The sequence below is a fragment of the Dellaglioa sp. CoH-57-MRSF-21 genome (assembly GCF_056781915.1).
In genome coordinates this window covers 330,031-347,226 of the sequence record NZ_JBXAXU010000001.1, presented here as the reverse complement: position 1 = coordinate 347,226, position 17,196 = coordinate 330,031, and the positions used below count along the sequence as shown (strand labels likewise).

The window sequence follows — 17,196 nt, the reverse complement described above, 5'->3', positions numbered from 1 at the left end:
ATACATTTGTATATACATATTATATTATATAATTTAATTTGTAAACACGTTTCATTTAAATATGTATTTACAAATTAAAAAGATGTTGTTATACTTTGTTTATAGAAAGCGCTTTCTATAAACAAAATTAAAAGGAGTCTTTATTATGCATTTTAACTTAGAAAAAATCCAGGGGCCACTCTTAAAAGTTTCAGCATGGGTTGAAAGAAATACCATTTTACAAGCTATTAAGAATGCCTTTGTTAGAACAATTCCGTTTACTGTTGTCGGATCATTCTCAAATCTAATCAAAATGGAACTTGATGCATTAATTAAAGCAAAAGATATTCATAATGTCATTTTAACAAGTATTAGTGACTTATTCGGCTACATTGGTACTGCTACTCTTGGTATTGTTGCACTAATCGTTGTTTTTTCATCAGCATACTCGTATGCAATGGAATTAAAAAAGGACGAAAAAAATAAAGGTTTAAATCCAATTATTGCCACATTATTGGCATTCGCAGCATACTTCGTCATGATTCCTAATAACGTTAACTTTTTGGATAGCAAAGCTAAAGTTGTTGAAGGTTTTTCAACTTCATTCTTTAGTTATGAAGGTATGTTTACAGCCTTAATTGTTGGAATGCTTGCCGTTTCGTTGTTCGCTCGATTCGCAAGAAGTAAGTTCACGATTAAAATGCCTGGTAACGTACCACAAAATGTTTTCGATTCATTTTTCTCATTAATTCCAATTTCCGAAGTACTTATTATTTTTGGTATCGTAAGAATTACAATACAGTCACTTGGCTATGTTTCATTAGTACAAATGATTGCTGATATTGTTATCTCACCAATGTTAAGCGTTGGTGTTGGGCTTCCAGCTATTATTATTGTTATTTTATTAGAACAAATCCTTTGGTTCCTTGGTTTACATGGTTTCAATATCGTCTGGGGCGTTATTTCAGCCTTCTGGTTACCACTATTCCTTAAAAACGTTGCAAAATTTGCTGAAACTCAAAGTTTTGCTGATATTTCAATTTCACCTAATACAATGACAAATGTTTACGCCATGATTGGTGGTTCTGGTGCAACATTTGGTTTAATTATTGCAATGCTGATTTTCACAAATAAAGGTGAAAAAGAGCGAGAAGTTGCAAAACTAGGTTTCATTCCAAGTTGTTTTGGTATTAATGAACCTGTTATTTTCGGTTTACCTATTGTTTTAAATCCACTAATGTTCATTCCATGGATTGTTGTACCTGTCACAAATGCAATTATTGCATATGTTGTAACTTCAATCGGTTGGGTTGTACCTCTTGTAGTTTTAAATTCTGGTAATGAACCTATTTTCATTAGCACTTGGGTATTAGGTGCATTCCATCTAAGCCCAGTCGTTTTAACTGCTGTTTTAGTTGTCTTAGATACTGCACTATATGCTCCATTTGTTATTATCAACCAACGCCATGAACGTGCAGAAGCAAGAAAATTGGATGCAGACATGGTTACAGAATAATCTGAATTTAATTCAAGAGAAGAAAGGGTGTTTCATTTGAAACAGATTCATGCAATCGCACATACTCATTGGGATTTTGAATGGTATTTTACACGTCAAGAGGCTCGAATTCAATTTGCCTTCCATATGGACGAAGCTTTTGAGGCATTATCTAAAAATGAACTAGATTATTATCTATTAGATGGACAGATGTCAATTATTGATGATTATCTAAATACAGCTCCAGAAAAAGAAGATCTTATCAAAAAATATGTTTCTATGGGTCGTTTACTCATTGGACCTTGGTATACTCAAATTGATGAAATGGTTACTTCTGGAGAATCTATTGTTCGCAATATCAGAATTGGATCAAAGCTAGCTGACAATTTAGGTGGCGTAATGAAAGTTGGGTATCTCCCAGATTCATTTGGACAAGGACAAGATATGCCAAAAATATATAATGGATTTGGTATTAATAGCACCGTTTTCTGGCGTGGGTTCCCTACAGAAAACGATTCCCGCTATTTTTACTGGACAAGTAATGACTCCTCCAAAGTTTTAGTTGCTAATATTAAAAATGGCTATTATGCAGGTGTAGATTTAGTTGAAAATGATAACTTTTTCGATTTAACGGAGAAAATCTCAACGAATACTACATCTGACAATCTTGTTTTACCAATTGGTGGCGACCAGCGAGCTATCGATCATAATTTAAAAGATAGACTTGCAACTGCTAATAGTGTTCTTTTACAATCTGATTCTGTTATTCAAGAAAGTACGTATCCAAAATTTTTTGATGCATTAGCTAAGGAGTCCAATTTACCATCATTTAATGGAGAATTCATTGATCCATCAGATTCTAAAATACATCGAGGAATCTATTCTTCTCGTTACGATTTAAAACAGCTTTACGATAAATTAGAACGGAGAATGACTTATGAAGTCGAGCCTTTAATGGCTATTGCTACACATCAGGGTATATCTGAAAAGCAAGGTTTAATTGATGATATTTGGAAGACTATTGCCCGTGGACAAGCTCATGATAGTTCCGGTGGCTGTAACAGTGATAAAACAAATCAAGATATCTTACATCGTGGAATTGTGGCAGATCAATTATCTCTTTCACTCAAAGATTATCTACTTCGTAAACTAAGTATTTCTATTTCAGATAAAAAACAATTAAATTTATTTGCTTGGAATCCACTTCCTTTACCAGTTAATGAAATTCGTGAATTCGAAGTTAGTACTTCTTTTGCTAATTTTAATCTTAAAACAATAGACGGCATTGATGTTCCTTTTGATATTATTTATCAAAAGGAAGAAAATGCAGCAGTTTTACGCCGTGATCAAACTGAAATGACTGATGATTTTTATTATATTACTAAAATTGCTTTTAAAACGATCATATCAGCTACAGATTGGACTGGCTACTGCATTCAGTCCGTCTCTGAAAACAACCCAGTAAATACATTAGAAGTATCTACTGATATTCAAAATGATTTCTACAAAATTTCTTTTGATGACGGGCAATTAAATCTTAAAACAAAGTTTGATAATCACTCATATTCTAATTTTATGACAATTGAAGATAGCGGTGATGAGGGTGATACGTATGACTACTCTCCTGCATTCAAAGATTGGTTATTAACTTTAGATTTTTCAAAATCTGATTCAATAACATTTAAATCAGGAAAATTATATCAAATTATGTCAATTACTGGTTCGTGGACCTTACCAATCAACTTAGAGGAGCGTGCACTAAAAACTAAAACTGGTCGATTAAATTATCAATTAACATTAACATTAACAAAAAATTCTAACGTTATTAAATTTAAGATGCACATTGATAATACTATTCTTGATCATCGTATGCGACTTATTTTAAATACACAATTAACGAATGTCGTTAGCTCGTTCGCAGATACCCCATTTGGTATCATTGAACGTCCTACTGAAGACAAACACCTTAAAGACTGGGAACAAATTGGTTATAAGGAAGAACCAACAAGTATGCGACCAATGATTCATTTCGCTAATTCACATAATAAAGAAGTAAGTTGGTCTTTTCTAACCTTAGGTACGAAAGATTTTCAATTAATTGATAAATCTTTTGATAAATTAGCGATTACATTGTTTAGAGGAGTAGGTTTCTTAGGACGTCCTGACTTAATGCGCCGTCCCTCAGATGCTTCAGGTCTACAAACAAAAATTGTATCAACTCCGGATAGTCAATTAAATAAAGAATTAATATTTGAAGGTGGGCTAGTTGTTGAAGCTGACTTCAAGCCTATTGAACTTCAAAATAAGCATCGCCAATTAAGTCAAAATGAACTTTTCTATCAAGATCAAATAATAAATCGCTTCTCAACACCTTTACAATATTTCATGATGAATCCAGCAAAGACTAACGTTAATCACAATTCAATTATGTCCGTTCAAAATTTAAAGGTCATTATGAGTAGTTTTTCAATATCAGATGATAAAACTGGATTTGAACTTCGTCTTTATAATCCAACTGATAACGTTATCAATCAACCTGGCAATCTCTCATTAAATACTACTTGTAACATTGCTGAACTCGATTTAAATGGTAAAGTTAGCCATTTCATTAATTCAAAAGTTACCACCGTTGATTTACTATCGTTTGGTCCAGGAGAAATTAGAACTTACGGTATCTTTCCAATTAAATAAGTAATTATGATAACTTACGATTTGAGGTATTTAAATGATAAATCAAGAAAAACTAATTAAACAAGTTACGGATTATTCAGAAACAATTTCACTTTCTTCAAAAAAATCTACTGCATTATTTCGTAATGTATTCATTGATACACTAACAAATACGGTTAAAGTACAAAATGATTCAGATATATTCATTGCTACAGGAGATATTCCTGCCATGTGGCTCAGAGATTCGACATTTCAGATACTACCTTATCTTTCACTAACAGATAAGATTCCAGAAATAACATATCTCATCCATGGCGTTATTAATCAACAACTTGCCTATATTAAACATGATCCTTATGCAAATGCATTTAACGAAACTAGTTCTGGTGCACACTACACAGTTGATAAATCAAATATTCCAATATCTGATCTCGTTTGGGAGAGAAAATTTGAAATTGATTCATTATGCGCCCCTATCCATTTGGCATCAGAACTTTATCAAAAATCTGGATATTCAAAACATTTAGACAGTAACTTTTGGCAAACTGTAAAGTTAATTGTGGATACCTTTATTACGGAACAACATCATGAAACTTCCGATTATATTTTTAATCGTTCTAATGGTCCCTCAACAGACACATTGAGTCATGGTGGTAAAGGTGCACCAATTGGGTATACAGGTATGGTTTGGAGTGGTTTCCGCCCAAGTGATGATGCCTGCTTATATGGTTATCATATTCCAGGTAATTGCTATATCATTTGTGTCCTAGATGAGTTGCTTACCTTATCTAAAACACAACCAGCTCCAGTCGAGCTACTTAAAAGAATAAGTCGTCTCCGATCTGAAGTTGAATCTGGAATTGAAAATTTTGGAATCGTATCAGCTCCAAATTCTAATGAAACTATTTTTGCCTATGAGGTTGATGGCTTAGGTAATATCAATTTAATGGACGATGCTAACGTACCTAGTCTATTATCTCTCCCATTTATTGGTTATATTTCACCTGATGACTCTATCTACCAAAAAACGCGTAAATTTATTCTGAGTGATCAAAATCCCTATTATTACTCGGGAAAATATTTAAAAGGGATTGGCAGTCCTCATACACCAAAGGAATATATTTGGCCGATTTCGTTAGCGATGGAGGGATTAACATCAAATAATCCGGAAATTATGCAAAATAATTTAGATATCATTAGTCAAACCGATGATGACACATTACAATGTCATGAAGGAATTAACGTTAATGACCCAAGTCAATTTACTAGAGACTGGTTTTCTTGGGCAAATATGACTTACTGTCAACTTGCTTTACGATATCTGAATATTTAATAATATAGTTAATTTAGAGTAGAGAAATCTACTCTTTTTTTAGGCTTATAACTAATTCAAATCAAAAAAATATTATCATTGAGTATGATAATATTTTTTAAGTATCTCTATTAATTCTTGTTCAACGCCAAGTACATCACTATCCGTCCCTAATCCAGTGATAATATATGTCTCCAGTGCTGAATTCAAATAATTTTTGCTCATAAAATTTGTAATAACTAAATCATAATTCTTAGTAGACTCGTAAACATCTATGTTGACTCGTAAATTAATATTTAATTCCCGACTGGCGTACATCATAAACATTTCCTTAACGCGCTCCTCAGTATTTAAATCCACACCTACCGTTAATAATTTTTCTTTTGCCAATAAACGCGCATTAAAAATTGACATAATCGTCTTGATAAATGAGTCACCATACCTTGAATAAAAGGCATACCATTCGGGATCGCCCTTCGATTCTTCAATCATTGCACTCATGGCATTTTTTACATTTTTAAGAACTAACTCATTATCTTTTCTAAGGCGATAATCTTCCATCATATCTGTACTAGCAGATTTTAAAACGCCGTGAAATAAAAAGGCTTCTGTACAAATTGGATATAAAGACTCACTTAAATCGCCTCCAGCAACCTGAATACCTAAGCTATTCTCAAAGCCATTTTCTAAAAATTCAACAGCTTGTTGCAATTTATTATTATTTTTACGATTAACGGCCACGAAATCATGGGCAACAAAGGTGCTCCATGGTACTGGCACAAAAGCCGTGGTCCAAGCGTAAAGTAGTGCACTTTCAAAATGAATATCAACTTTATGCTTAAACTCTTTAACAATTTCGCCAAATTCTTCTTCAACGCTATCGAACAAAGAATTATTTTTTATCATGTCTTCTAAAACAACTGAAATACTACGATTATCTTGATCGTTAACCATCATTCGTTGACTTGTTACTTTTAACCAAAGCTTTACTCTAACTAAACTACTATCATTCACATTAAAATCAAAATATTCCTCAAACCGTTGGATGACTGCCATAATAATGCCATTTTCACTTGATTGTTCGAATTTAAAATCAATTCCTAAAAACAATGAATAATAAAAAAAGCGAATTTGACTTTCGTTACCTAACATCACACCATGAGAAATTTTCACATGAAATTCTTCTAAAAGAGAATTTAATCGCTTAATCCTTCTAAAAATAGAAGCCTCACTGACATTTAATTTAGTATCTAGATTCTCAACTTTTGCATTACCTTTAGTATAAAAGGCCATTAAAATCTGATAATTTATCGATTTTTTTATATACCGATAAATCGTTTGATTAAAATTCATTTCGCCTTTACCTAATAATTGGACGTTATTTTTTGTAATAATCATGTAGGGTTCATCCCCGGAATTTAAATCTTTATCCAATTGTTGTAAAGCAACTTTTACAGCCGTTTCAGAAACATTTAATTGCTCACGTAATCGTTTTCTTGATAAACCAGTTTCGTTCAAAGCTAATATTTAAATAATTTCGCAAATTAGCCATTCTTGTTTATCGAGAATGTTTTTCTTGTACAAATGCTTACCTCCGAGTATTTCCAATCATTAACATAAATATTTTTTTGAGTTAAATTTTTATCCCCAATACCATACTTAAAAAATAACTTATTCCCCAGAATTATTATCCTCTTTATGTTAACATTTAACCTATTTCATGTCATTTTTTATTCTAATTTCTCTCCAAATACTAACGATATCTTATCTATCATTTAACTTGACATCTAAGTTAAATTAATTCAATTTCCTACTAAAATAACCCTTAACCAGGAAAGTTTCTTGGTTAAGATCTATTATTTGAAGATGACGATCTACCATGGACAATTCTAATTTATTACTATCCAATTTAAAGTTATCGAAAAATTTAAAACCTAAAATAATTGAAATTAATTTAACTAAAGAATACAAAGACAGAAAAATTGTGCATTCTATAAAAAAATAACATAATCCATTATTAATCATTATCATTTATAATTGAATAATTCTAAGAATTGATTTTGATAATTTCTCACGTTTCTCATCTGTTAACGTACTAAAATATTGTAATAATTCTAAAGTAGGTATATCCGAAAACTGTTGCCTACTAAAGAAGTCTGACAATTCCAATTCTAGCGCACTGGCAATATCAGATAATTTATTAATACTGATATTAGCAACGTCCCCTCGTTCAATTCTAGAAATCAAACTAATAGAAACGTTAGACTTTTCAGCAAGCTGCTCAATTGTTAGACTAAGTGCCTTACGTTTTTTTCGAATTAACTGACTTATCGTTTTAACCATTAACTTTCTCCAATCACGAATCTTATTTTACAATAAGTGAAATCAAAGAAAGCTTAAAGATTTTTAAAAACGTTAATTTTAGCAAAAAGCATATTATTATACTTGTTATCATTATAATAAGAATTATATAAACCATATTTAAGTGATCTAAATTTGATTTTTACTAGCATATGAAATGGTACCATATTACTCAAAAGTGCTGCCTAAATCTAGTAATTAAAATAATTGTTACAAAAAAAGTTATCAACTTAATGATAACTTTTCATTTTGTTTATAATTAATCGTTTAAGTTATAACGTAATTTCATTTGTTCGGAACCAGATATAACCATTTCACCTAACAATTGTGTTTGACGTTTTAATGATTCTGTAGCTAACTTATTATTCATTTCTTCTAAAAATGCTGTGATATTTGCTTGTGAACTAACTGCCTTATCAGCAACATTTTGAATTTCATGGTAAGCACTCATTGCTTCAAGTTCAAATGTATTTCGCATATCTACGTAGAAGTCATAATTCGTATCGCCCAACAATGCAGTTGTACAACTGAGCCAATACATATTATTTAAATCAAATTCACCTGTCGCATTTTTATATGATTCTGGTGTGTCATTAACGTTCGCATAGAATGGCACAATTGTATTAAACGTATTTGCACCATAAGCTAACCAGTGAATCCCAGCAATCTCATCAGGTACATCATTACGAACTTGTAATAAATGTACATTATGATTACGGTTAATCCCAATTGGACGGAATCGTGTTTTAATATCTTCTGGCGCACTACCATAAGGATCGTATTCCGTATTTTCAAAATGTGCACTCAAAACAAATTTAACATCTTCAATTGAAATTTTACGATTTGCATGACAAATGAAAGGTAAGTCTTGATCCATTGGATCTTGAATAATTTCAGGATTGAAATATTGTTGACCGTACCATGTACGGGGATTATTGTAGACCGTATCTTTAATTGATGCACTACCAAAGATATGACGTAAATTGTAACCCTCAAAATCAGGATTTAACTTATTATTATCAATTAAGACTTTTAAATCTTCAGAACAAAGTGTGTCTTCTGAATCAAAATCAAACATATCAATATTTCGACGGTTAGGTGCAACAACATAAGCGTCATCCGGAATACGAACAGCTGCCCAATGATGGCCACCGATTGTTTCAAGCCACCAAACACTATCATTATCGGAAAATGCGATACCATTTGGTTCATATGTGCCATGTGTTAAGAGTAAATCGCCTAAACGTTCAACCCCTTCTTTAGCACTATGAATATATGGTAAGACGAGCGTTACAAGATCTTCTTCACCAATTCCACCAGCAGCATAAGGATCAAGCCCTTGAATACGTGGATTACTTGTAATTGTTTCTGTAGCAGACATCGTTACATTATCACTATTGATACCCGCTGCAGGCCAAATTCCGTTTGTTAAAAGTGAGTTTGGAATTGAGGTATAACGCATTGGATTATCTGGTAATTCTACCTTTACACCACTAATAACAGATTGATAATTACGTGGTTGATCTTCAGGTTGTACAACAACAAAACGTTGTGGATCTAAAGCTTCATGCCCATCATCATTTCGAGAAATCATTGTTGAACCGTCGATTGAAGCATTTTTACCAACTAAAATTGATGTACAAGAACCTTGAACTCTTTTTGTCATTTTCCACACACTCCTTATTGATTTTATACTAATAGTATAGCGGTTTTAGCGGTAAATTAAAAGCAGTCTTAACCCCATTTTTGGCGTTAAGACTGGCTCTACAATTTCGTTGACTAAAACTAATTGAAAGCGGTGAAAGGTATGTCCCATACCTGTATTATACAAAATTTGCGCAAGACCTATAATTTGAATAATTTTGTCATAAAGATATTAAAATCATATGAAAAGGAAAATGATATTGACTGTGACGCTACGGTACATCATATACTGACGGTAGTATACATTTTAAATAACAAAAATTATTGATGAATTTAACTGTCCTAGTTGTTTATTCACCTATCTTTGCGTAAATATTTAGGACGTATGGCTACCAACCTTATAAATAACAGAATACTCTGGTGAAAACATGAATTTATCTGAATTAGTACTATACGCCAAGGAAAAATATAATATTATCGAACAATACAAATGGCCTAAATTCCCTAGTTTTTCGGTGTTGGTAGATCCCAGCACAAATAAATGGGTGGCTGTTTTGATGCGTCAAAAAAACGCTACTTCTGGTGATAATATCGAGCGTTGTGACATCAAATACGCACAGGAAATACCAACTGATATTTTACCGTCTTACCTTTCGTCACCTTTTCGAATGCGCGGTCCGAAGTGGTTAGGCGTCCATTTTGACGACAGCACAGACCCAGATGTTATATATCGTATTTTTGATAATGCACTTGAAAAGAACGAACAAAGCGGTAATACGATTGTTCTAAACGCCGAACCTGAACCTATACAACAGCAACAATACCACGCGGTTCCTCTGACGTTTAAGGGAATGACTTCTGATGTCAAAGAAAATAAAATTCCTGAAAAAATGATAAAAATGAGCCAACTCTATGCTTACGGTGATAACTCTTTCAAGCAAAAATGCCGGAATTTTTATGTCCAAGGACAATTTATGGCCGACTACGAAGATGTTTTCTCCTACAATGTCGACATACACCGCTACTTTACAACCTACCATGATCTTGGTTTGAAACAATTACGCGGCTATTTTAGTTGGCGAACAAACATCCGAAAAGGCATTTATAAAAAAATCACGACCTCACTTGCATACCTATATTTGTATGAGTTGGTTAATGGCATAGGCACATCATCCGTGATAGACAGCCTACAAAAAATAAAAGCATTTGAAATCAATTATCTGGACTCCGGTATTGGAGATAATCGTATACGCTTAAACAGCCATAAATGGTTGTTTGAACTAGCAGTAATAAATGGTATAGAACCAGACACGACGTATCAGTACGCTGATACCGAAAAATTACAAAGAGATAATGCAATCATGATTTTAGGTGATCCAGAAAAGCATGAAGACAAAGCAGTATTTGATGCGCTTTGTCTTTTTGGAAGACATAAAATTTTGGCATCAGCTGTCCTTAAAAAACATGAAAAACACGGCACACAGTTATTCGCTCAAGTGTGGCGAACAGCTATAAAAATGGATAATAACTTATTTTCTGCGTGCTTTGGCACAATACATTCTCATCTTTGGTACCCTCTAGGCAACGCCGTATATTACCAAGTAACGCCACAACAGCCACTTATATACAAGTTGAATGATATCCGAAAATATACCTACAAAGATAATGCGTGGTACGAACAGAGTTACCAAAAATTTAACTTTCATCAAGAAAAGTTAGATGGTCTTTTGCGTGAAACAGATCGTATGTTACGACTTTATTTAAAAACTGGTTATCCTTTAAAAGCACGAGATGCAGAAACCTGGGCAGCACCGTACGTTAAAACTGTCATTGCAGCTGACCGTGATTCTCGTTTGAAAGCAGATAAGCCTAAGGTTACCATTCAATTTTCAAATTTAGATAAAATTAGAAGCGATGCGTTTGAAACACGAGACAGTTTGTTAACTGACGAAGAAAAAGATACTTCTGAAAACGTATTACCAAAGCATAATAACATATTGCCATCCACTGAACAGACTGGCCTCGAAAAAATACCTGTTATTGATTCAGAGCCTACGCTGTCACTAAGCAAGACCCAGTTAGAATTATTAAGCTTATTAGTTCGAGGCGAATCTGTCACAGACATGATCCGTGATATGCATGGCATGCCTGAAGTGATTACCGACACGTTAAATGAAACGCTTTTTGATGACATCGGCGACTCAGCTCTACAATGTGACGGCGATACCATCTTTCTTATTGAAGACTATCGGGACGATTTAATTGAAATAATTAGGAGAAATATGAAATGACAAAACAAACTCAAAAAGTACCAAAGCGCATTGCACAAACAGTATTAAATTCCTTAAAGGGTGGTGTTGTCCCTAGAATTGGACTACCTTACGTTACGGTGGGTAGAAAAAATGAAATTCAGGCACTTTTACACGATGTCGATATCATATCAGAAGGCGGTGCATCTTTTCGCTTCGTTGTTGGTAGATATGGCTCAGGTAAAAGTTTTCTGATGCAAACGATTCGTAATTACGTGATGAACAGTGGCTTTATTGTTGTCGATGCAGATTTATCACCAGAACGACGTCTTCAAGGATCAAAAGGTCAAGGTCTTGCAACCTATCGCGAATTAATTAGTAATCTATCTACAAAAACAAAACCTGAAGGTGGTGCACTTAACTTAATTTTGGATCGTTGGATTAGCAGCGTTCAAACAAAAGCAGCCAGCGACAGTGGCCTAACCCCAGGTGATCCTCGGTTGACTGCGATGGTAGATCAAAATATTTACACAGTCACTTCCTCAGTCAGTGAACTTGTATACGGCTTTGAATTTGCTAAATTACTTTCTTCCTATTATCATGCCTATGTCAACGCCGACGATGAACTGAAAGCAAAAGTCATCCGCTGGTTCCGTGGGGAATATGCTTTAAAACGTGAAGCCAAAAAGGACTTAGATATTAATATTATTATTACAGATGATAATTGGTATGAATATTTAAAACTTTTCGCTGCTTTCTTTAGATTAGCTGGTTATTCTGGCATGCTAATTATGATTGACGAGCTGGTAAATATCTATAAGATTCCAAATAGTATCACGCGTCAATATAATTATGAAAAACTGTTAACGATGTACAATGACACACTGCAAGGTAAAGCTAAATATCTTGGTATCATCATGGGAACTACTCCACAAGCTATAGAAGATAAACGTCGCGGTGTTTATAGTTATGAGGCCCTGCGTTCTCGTCTAGCTGAAGGTAAGTTTTCAAAACCAGGCGCTAGAGATTTGTTGGCCCCGGTCATCAAGTTAGAACCATTAACAGCTGAAGAGATGCTAATTCTATGTGAAAAGTTGGCTATTATGCATGCAGATCTCTATAGTTATGAAAAAAAGATGACAGACGATAACCTCGCCACCTTTATCCGAATTGAATATGAACGCATCGGAGCAGATTTAAATATTACCCCACGCGAGATTATCCGTGATTTCATTGAGGTATTAGACATTTTATATCAAAATCCAAATCTATCCATTGACACAATATTTGATTCTGATGAGTTTTCTTATGCCAAATCAGAGGCTGTTTCTAACAAAGTGGCTGACAATTTTTCTGAATTTACAATTTGAGAGGTATTCACATGGATATATATAACCGATATGCGCCTTTTATTCAAGACTACATTTACCGGTCTGGCTGGCGAACCCTGCGCGCTGTTCAAAATGCGGCCGGAGATGCCATTTTTAACACAGATAAGAATGTTCTTTTAACGGCATCTACTGCTTCTGGGAAAACGGAAGCTGCTTTTTTCCCTATTCTAAGCCTACTTGATGAACAACCATCAAGCTCAGTTGGAGTACTGTATATTGCCCCCTTAAAGGCTTTGATCAATGACCAATTTGGTCGATTAAATGAGCTTTGTGAAGAAGCTGATATTCCAGTCACACGTTGGCATGGGGATGCCCCTCGAAGTCAAAAGCAAAAATTACTACGCAAACCAGCCGGTATTTTACAAATTACACCGGAGTCCTTAGAGGCTTTGATGATAAACAAGTCTATGGAAATCCCTGCCCTTTTTGGTGATTTACGCTTTATTGTCATTGATGAGATACATTCACTTTTACGTTCGGATCGTGGTGGACAAACCTTTTCGCTAATTGAACGCCTCTGTCGACTATCGGGCAGTAATCCAAGACGAATAGGATTATCAGCTACAATCGGAAATCCAAAAGCAGCGGGTAAATTTCTTGCCGCAGGTAGTGGCAGAGAAACTATCATCCCAAAGTTTGACGGTGGAAAAGAAGTATGGCGACTGTCAATCGAACACTTTTTTAATTCAGAACCACAAGCTAACGAGACGATAAATAGCGTGATAACAGCCCCACCTACCTCTGCTTTAGAACCTGCCACAGATAAAGCTCCAAAGGCAGCAAATCCAGGTATAGGCTATATTTTTGAACATACACGTGGCAAAAAATGCCTCATTTTTACTAACTCGCGAGAAGAGTGTGAATTAGTCTGTCAAAATTTACGGCAGTACTGTGAAGTCAACAACGAACCGGATCGTTTTCTTATTCATCACGGAAACCTTTCAACAGCCTATCGAGAAAGTGCTGAAGAAGCCATGAAAGATGCTGATTCTCTCATGAGCGTCTGTGCCACCGCAACACTAGAACTTGGTATCGACATTGGTAGACTAGAACGCGCCTTTCAGCTAGATGCACCATTTACGGTTTCCGGATTTTTACAGCGTATGGGCAGAACCGGCAGAAGAGGTGACCCTTCTGAAATGTGGTTTGTTATGCGCGAAGACCACCCAGAAGCTCGTGCTATGCTACCAGATTTGGTGCCCTGGTACCTTATTCAGGGTATCGCTCTCGTACAATTATATATCGAAGAACGTTTTGTAGAACCACCCAAAACAGACAAATTGCCTTTTTCCCTGCTTTATCACCAAACAATGAGTACATTGGCATCATCTGGCGAAATGACACTTGCTGAACTTGCTTCACGCGTCCTAACGCTTTCTGCTTTTCATCGAATTAATCAAGAGGACTTCGGAACTTTACTGCGTCATCTGATCACAATCGATCATATCAATCGTACCGAAAATGGCGGTGTAATTGTTGGTCTTGCTGGTGAACGTATTGTTAACAACTACAAATTTTATGGGGTCTTTCAAGAAAACATCGAATATACAGTCCGTGCAGGATCAGAAGAGTTAGGTACAATTGTCAAGCCACCACCAGTCAGTGACAAGATTGCCATAGCAGGACGTGTATGGGTTGTCGATGAAGTTGATCACAAACGTCGTGAGGTATACTGTACGCTCGTTAAAGGTAACAAACCAGCCTACTTTGGAGATGTCGCTGGGGATATTCACACCAGAATCCTAGAACGTATGCACGATGTCCTTGCAGAGCAAAAAGACTATTCCTACTTAATGCCACAAGCTAGAGGCCGTCTAGCAGAAGCCAGAGAAACGTTTAAAAAGGCAGAAATGGCTAATCGTCCACTGGTTCATCTTGGTGGCAAAATGTGGGCATTGTTTCCATGGCTTGGCAGTTACGCGTTCCTTGCGCTTGAGCGGTTTCTGAAAATCCGTTGTGGTAAACGTCTTGGGTTGAAAGGCATGAATTCATCACGACCATATTACCTACAATTTACCATGTCTGTCAGTGAAGCAGAATTTTATAAAATCGTAGCAGAAGAAGCAGCTACCGATTTTGATCCTTTGGCATTGGTATATGAAAAAGAAGTGCCTGTTTTTGAAAAATATGATGAATATGTACCAGAAGAATTAATTCGTAAAGGATTTGCAAACGGTATCTTAGATCTCAAAGGAATGCAAAATCGCGTGCTTAGTTGGCAAAAACATCTCTAAACAGAGATTCTAAAGTATCAATGTGATAATAAACTAATTAGTTATCTACTTCAACAACGCTACTAAATCATCCGGCACATGACGTGGTCCTCTGATAGAGGTCGCGCCATGTTTTTTTAATTTCTCTAAGGTAAATGCTTGCTCATCATACGTTGTTATCAAATGTAAATGCATCATATACTTCATCGAAATATGCTTATCATGATGCGGATAAGCATCCTTGGCTTTGACAACTAAACATTTATAAATGATCGCTTAAATTGGCGCCGTAACAGACACACAAACAACATCATTTTCTTTAATATATATGTATAAAAAAGAAGGCTCGCATTACGAGCCTTCTTTTTTTGAAAACTTGAAAGTTTCCGAGACTATTCAAATTAAGTTCATCACATTTTTCCTAGTACTAATCATGTCTAATCGCACTGTTCAAATTCTTATGATTAAAAAAATAGATACTAAAAGCTACTGGAACAATTAAAATCATAACTGGAAAAAGTAATTTTATTGGTAAAATATTTGTAATAATGCCACCTAGAATTGGTCCTAAAGACATTCCTATGTCACTCCCCAAATAGTAAGTTGCAGTAGCCAGCCCCTGTTCTTGCAAAGGCGCTAATAATAGAGCTGTAGACTGGCAAACAGAAACCATTGTTCCAAACCCAATGGCCATCAAAGCCGCAGCTAACGCCATCTCTAAATTGTTATGCATTATGGTTAAGAAAAAAAGATAGCCCACAGTCACAATCATACAGATATAAAACCAAACACCAAAGGGAATACTGTCAAAATAGTTTTTTAATAAAATTCGACTAAAAATCAAAACAATTGAATAAATTACAAAAAATAAGCTAACAGTAATATTTAGATTACTTGCTCGAACATACATTACAATGTCAGCCTGGACCGCAAAATATGGAATAGAAATTAAAGCAAAAATTGATGCAACTGGTAATGCACTTCGTTGAATCAGCTTAAAATGTGTCGCTTCCTTACGAACGAAAGATGGCATGGCTCGATTATCAATAAACTGAATTGTGATTACCACGGCAATCGCACTGACAGCGGCCAAAAGAAAAATCATTTTATACCCTACTTTTTGATATATCTCAAGTGACAAAACTGGGGCAACTGCCATAGAAAGAGCGTTTACCAACCCATAATACCCCATCGCCGCACCAACACGTTGGCGCGGCACCAAGAAAGCCAACCAGGTTGCCAAGCATACAGTGCATAAGACAAAACCAACCCCATTAATGACTCTAAAAAAGAATAACCAAGCAGTATTAAAAGAAAACATATATCCAAAATCACTAATGGCACATAGAATACCACCAATAAATGTTAACCCATATTTTGATATTTTATCGGTAAGATTTCCAGCAATAGGTCTTAAAAATAATGAAGTAATACTCATAATACCAACAATTAAACCTGCTAGAGTACTAGTAATACCTAAATGTGTAACATAGCCACTGATTAACGGATTTACCGACTGAATACTAAATTGATAGAAAAAAGTGGCTATCATTACATAAATAACGTCTTTAGAAATAAATGTTTTTCGGTCCAAGTCCTTGTATCTCCCTTTATTCGTTCTAAGTCCAAGAAAATCCTCAAATGTTTCACAATAATATATAGTTTTCTCCACCAATTATTCAGAAATGCAAAATCTATAATTAATCCGAACAAAATTTAAAAGGTCAAAAAATTATGTCTTGCTATCAAAAACAATCACCGCTAGTTTTAGCTTTCGGTCGTCTGCGGAAGCGAGAAGCCAACACATCTTTAAACTGTTGTCATACTTGTTATCTCCAAAAAACACCAATTTGAGTCAGCTAGCCAACAATGAATTGACCTC

10 protein-coding genes are annotated in these 17,196 nt (G+C 34.8%); 6 read left to right on the top strand and 4 right to left on the bottom strand.

The features are described 5' to 3' along the window. The first annotated feature begins 145 nt into the window (after positions 1-145). The 3 genes from AC1RPQ_RS01590 to AC1RPQ_RS01580 are packed head-to-tail and all read left to right on the top strand — an operon-like array spanning position 146 to position 5,477. Entirely contained in the window at positions 146-1,495 is a 1,350-nt protein-coding gene (locus AC1RPQ_RS01590) for a PTS sugar transporter subunit IIC (RefSeq protein ID WP_481760883.1), read from the top strand. Positions 1,496-1,531: 36 nt separating this feature from the next. After that, the gene (locus AC1RPQ_RS01585; protein WP_481760884.1) at positions 1,532-4,165 is read left to right on the top strand and encodes a glycoside hydrolase family 38 N-terminal domain-containing protein; all 2,634 of its coding nucleotides are present in this window, start codon (positions 1,532-1,534) and stop codon (positions 4,163-4,165) included. A gap of 34 nt (positions 4,166-4,199) precedes the next feature. Continuing rightward, on the top strand, positions 4,200-5,477 hold the full coding sequence (locus AC1RPQ_RS01580) for a glycoside hydrolase family 125 protein (RefSeq protein ID WP_481760885.1): 1,278 nt from the start codon (positions 4,200-4,202) through the stop codon (positions 5,475-5,477). A 75-nt stretch (positions 5,478-5,552) separates the two neighbouring features. Here AC1RPQ_RS01580 and AC1RPQ_RS01575 read toward each other — a convergent pair whose 3' ends face one another. From AC1RPQ_RS01575 to AC1RPQ_RS01565, 3 genes are all read right to left on the bottom strand, one after another. Continuing rightward, complete coding sequence (locus AC1RPQ_RS01575; RefSeq protein ID WP_481760886.1) at positions 5,553-6,974, bottom strand: AcpB/EbpR/MafR family transcriptional regulator; 1,422 nt, start codon at positions 6,972-6,974, stop codon at positions 5,553-5,555. Between the two features lie 513 nt (positions 6,975-7,487). Then, positions 7,488-7,799 (bottom strand): helix-turn-helix domain-containing protein, encoded by a 312-nt coding sequence (locus AC1RPQ_RS01570; protein ID WP_481760887.1) that lies wholly within the window; start codon positions 7,797-7,799, stop codon positions 7,488-7,490. Positions 7,800-8,076: 277 nt separating this feature from the next. Further along, entirely contained in the window at positions 8,077-9,483 is a 1,407-nt protein-coding gene (locus AC1RPQ_RS01565; RefSeq protein ID WP_481760888.1) for a C69 family dipeptidase, read from the bottom strand. A 406-nt stretch (positions 9,484-9,889) separates the two neighbouring features. Between AC1RPQ_RS01565 and AC1RPQ_RS01560 the strand changes: the two genes are divergently transcribed. From AC1RPQ_RS01560 to AC1RPQ_RS01550, 3 genes are read left to right on the top strand one after another with little or no spacing between them, the layout of a single operon-like run. Then, the gene (locus AC1RPQ_RS01560) at positions 9,890-11,752 is read left to right on the top strand and encodes a TerB N-terminal domain-containing protein (protein ID WP_481760889.1); all 1,863 of its coding nucleotides are present in this window, start codon (positions 9,890-9,892) and stop codon (positions 11,750-11,752) included. Then, complete coding sequence (locus AC1RPQ_RS01555) at positions 11,749-13,080, top strand: ATP-binding protein (protein WP_481760890.1); 1,332 nt, start codon at positions 11,749-11,751, stop codon at positions 13,078-13,080. The genes AC1RPQ_RS01560 and AC1RPQ_RS01555 overlap by 4 nt, the downstream gene beginning before the upstream one ends. 11 nt (positions 13,081-13,091) lie before the next feature. Next, a complete protein-coding gene (locus AC1RPQ_RS01550) occupies positions 13,092-15,335 on the top strand; it encodes a DEAD/DEAH box helicase (protein ID WP_481760891.1) in 2,244 nt (747 codons plus the stop codon). 406 nt (positions 15,336-15,741) lie between these two features. Here the strand turns inward: AC1RPQ_RS01550 and AC1RPQ_RS01545 are convergent, their stop codons facing one another. After that, complete coding sequence (locus AC1RPQ_RS01545) at positions 15,742-16,866, bottom strand: MFS transporter (RefSeq protein ID WP_481761137.1); 1,125 nt, start codon at positions 16,864-16,866, stop codon at positions 15,742-15,744. Positions 16,867-17,196 lie beyond the last annotated feature (330 nt).

What these genes read in the sequence shown, in the direction of transcription:
- AC1RPQ_RS01590 (WP_481760883.1), top strand. Translation starts at nt 146, where the DNA reads ATGCATTTTAACTTAGAAAAAATCCAGGGGCCACTCTTAAAAGTTTCA.
- AC1RPQ_RS01545 (WP_481761137.1), bottom strand. Translation starts at nt 16,866, where the DNA reads ATGATAGCCACTTTTTTCTATCAATTTAGTATTCAGTCGGTAAATCCG.
- AC1RPQ_RS01560 (WP_481760889.1), top strand. Translation starts at nt 9,890, where the DNA reads ATGAATTTATCTGAATTAGTACTATACGCCAAGGAAAAATATAATATT.
- AC1RPQ_RS01570 (WP_481760887.1), bottom strand. Translation starts at nt 7,799, where the DNA reads ATGGTTAAAACGATAAGTCAGTTAATTCGAAAAAAACGTAAGGCACTT.
- AC1RPQ_RS01580 (WP_481760885.1), top strand. Translation starts at nt 4,200, where the DNA reads ATGATAAATCAAGAAAAACTAATTAAACAAGTTACGGATTATTCAGAA.
- AC1RPQ_RS01565 (WP_481760888.1), bottom strand. Translation starts at nt 9,483, where the DNA reads ATGACAAAAAGAGTTCAAGGTTCTTGTACATCAATTTTAGTTGGTAAA.
- AC1RPQ_RS01550 (WP_481760891.1), top strand. Translation starts at nt 13,092, where the DNA reads ATGGATATATATAACCGATATGCGCCTTTTATTCAAGACTACATTTAC.
- AC1RPQ_RS01555 (WP_481760890.1), top strand. Translation starts at nt 11,749, where the DNA reads ATGACAAAACAAACTCAAAAAGTACCAAAGCGCATTGCACAAACAGTA.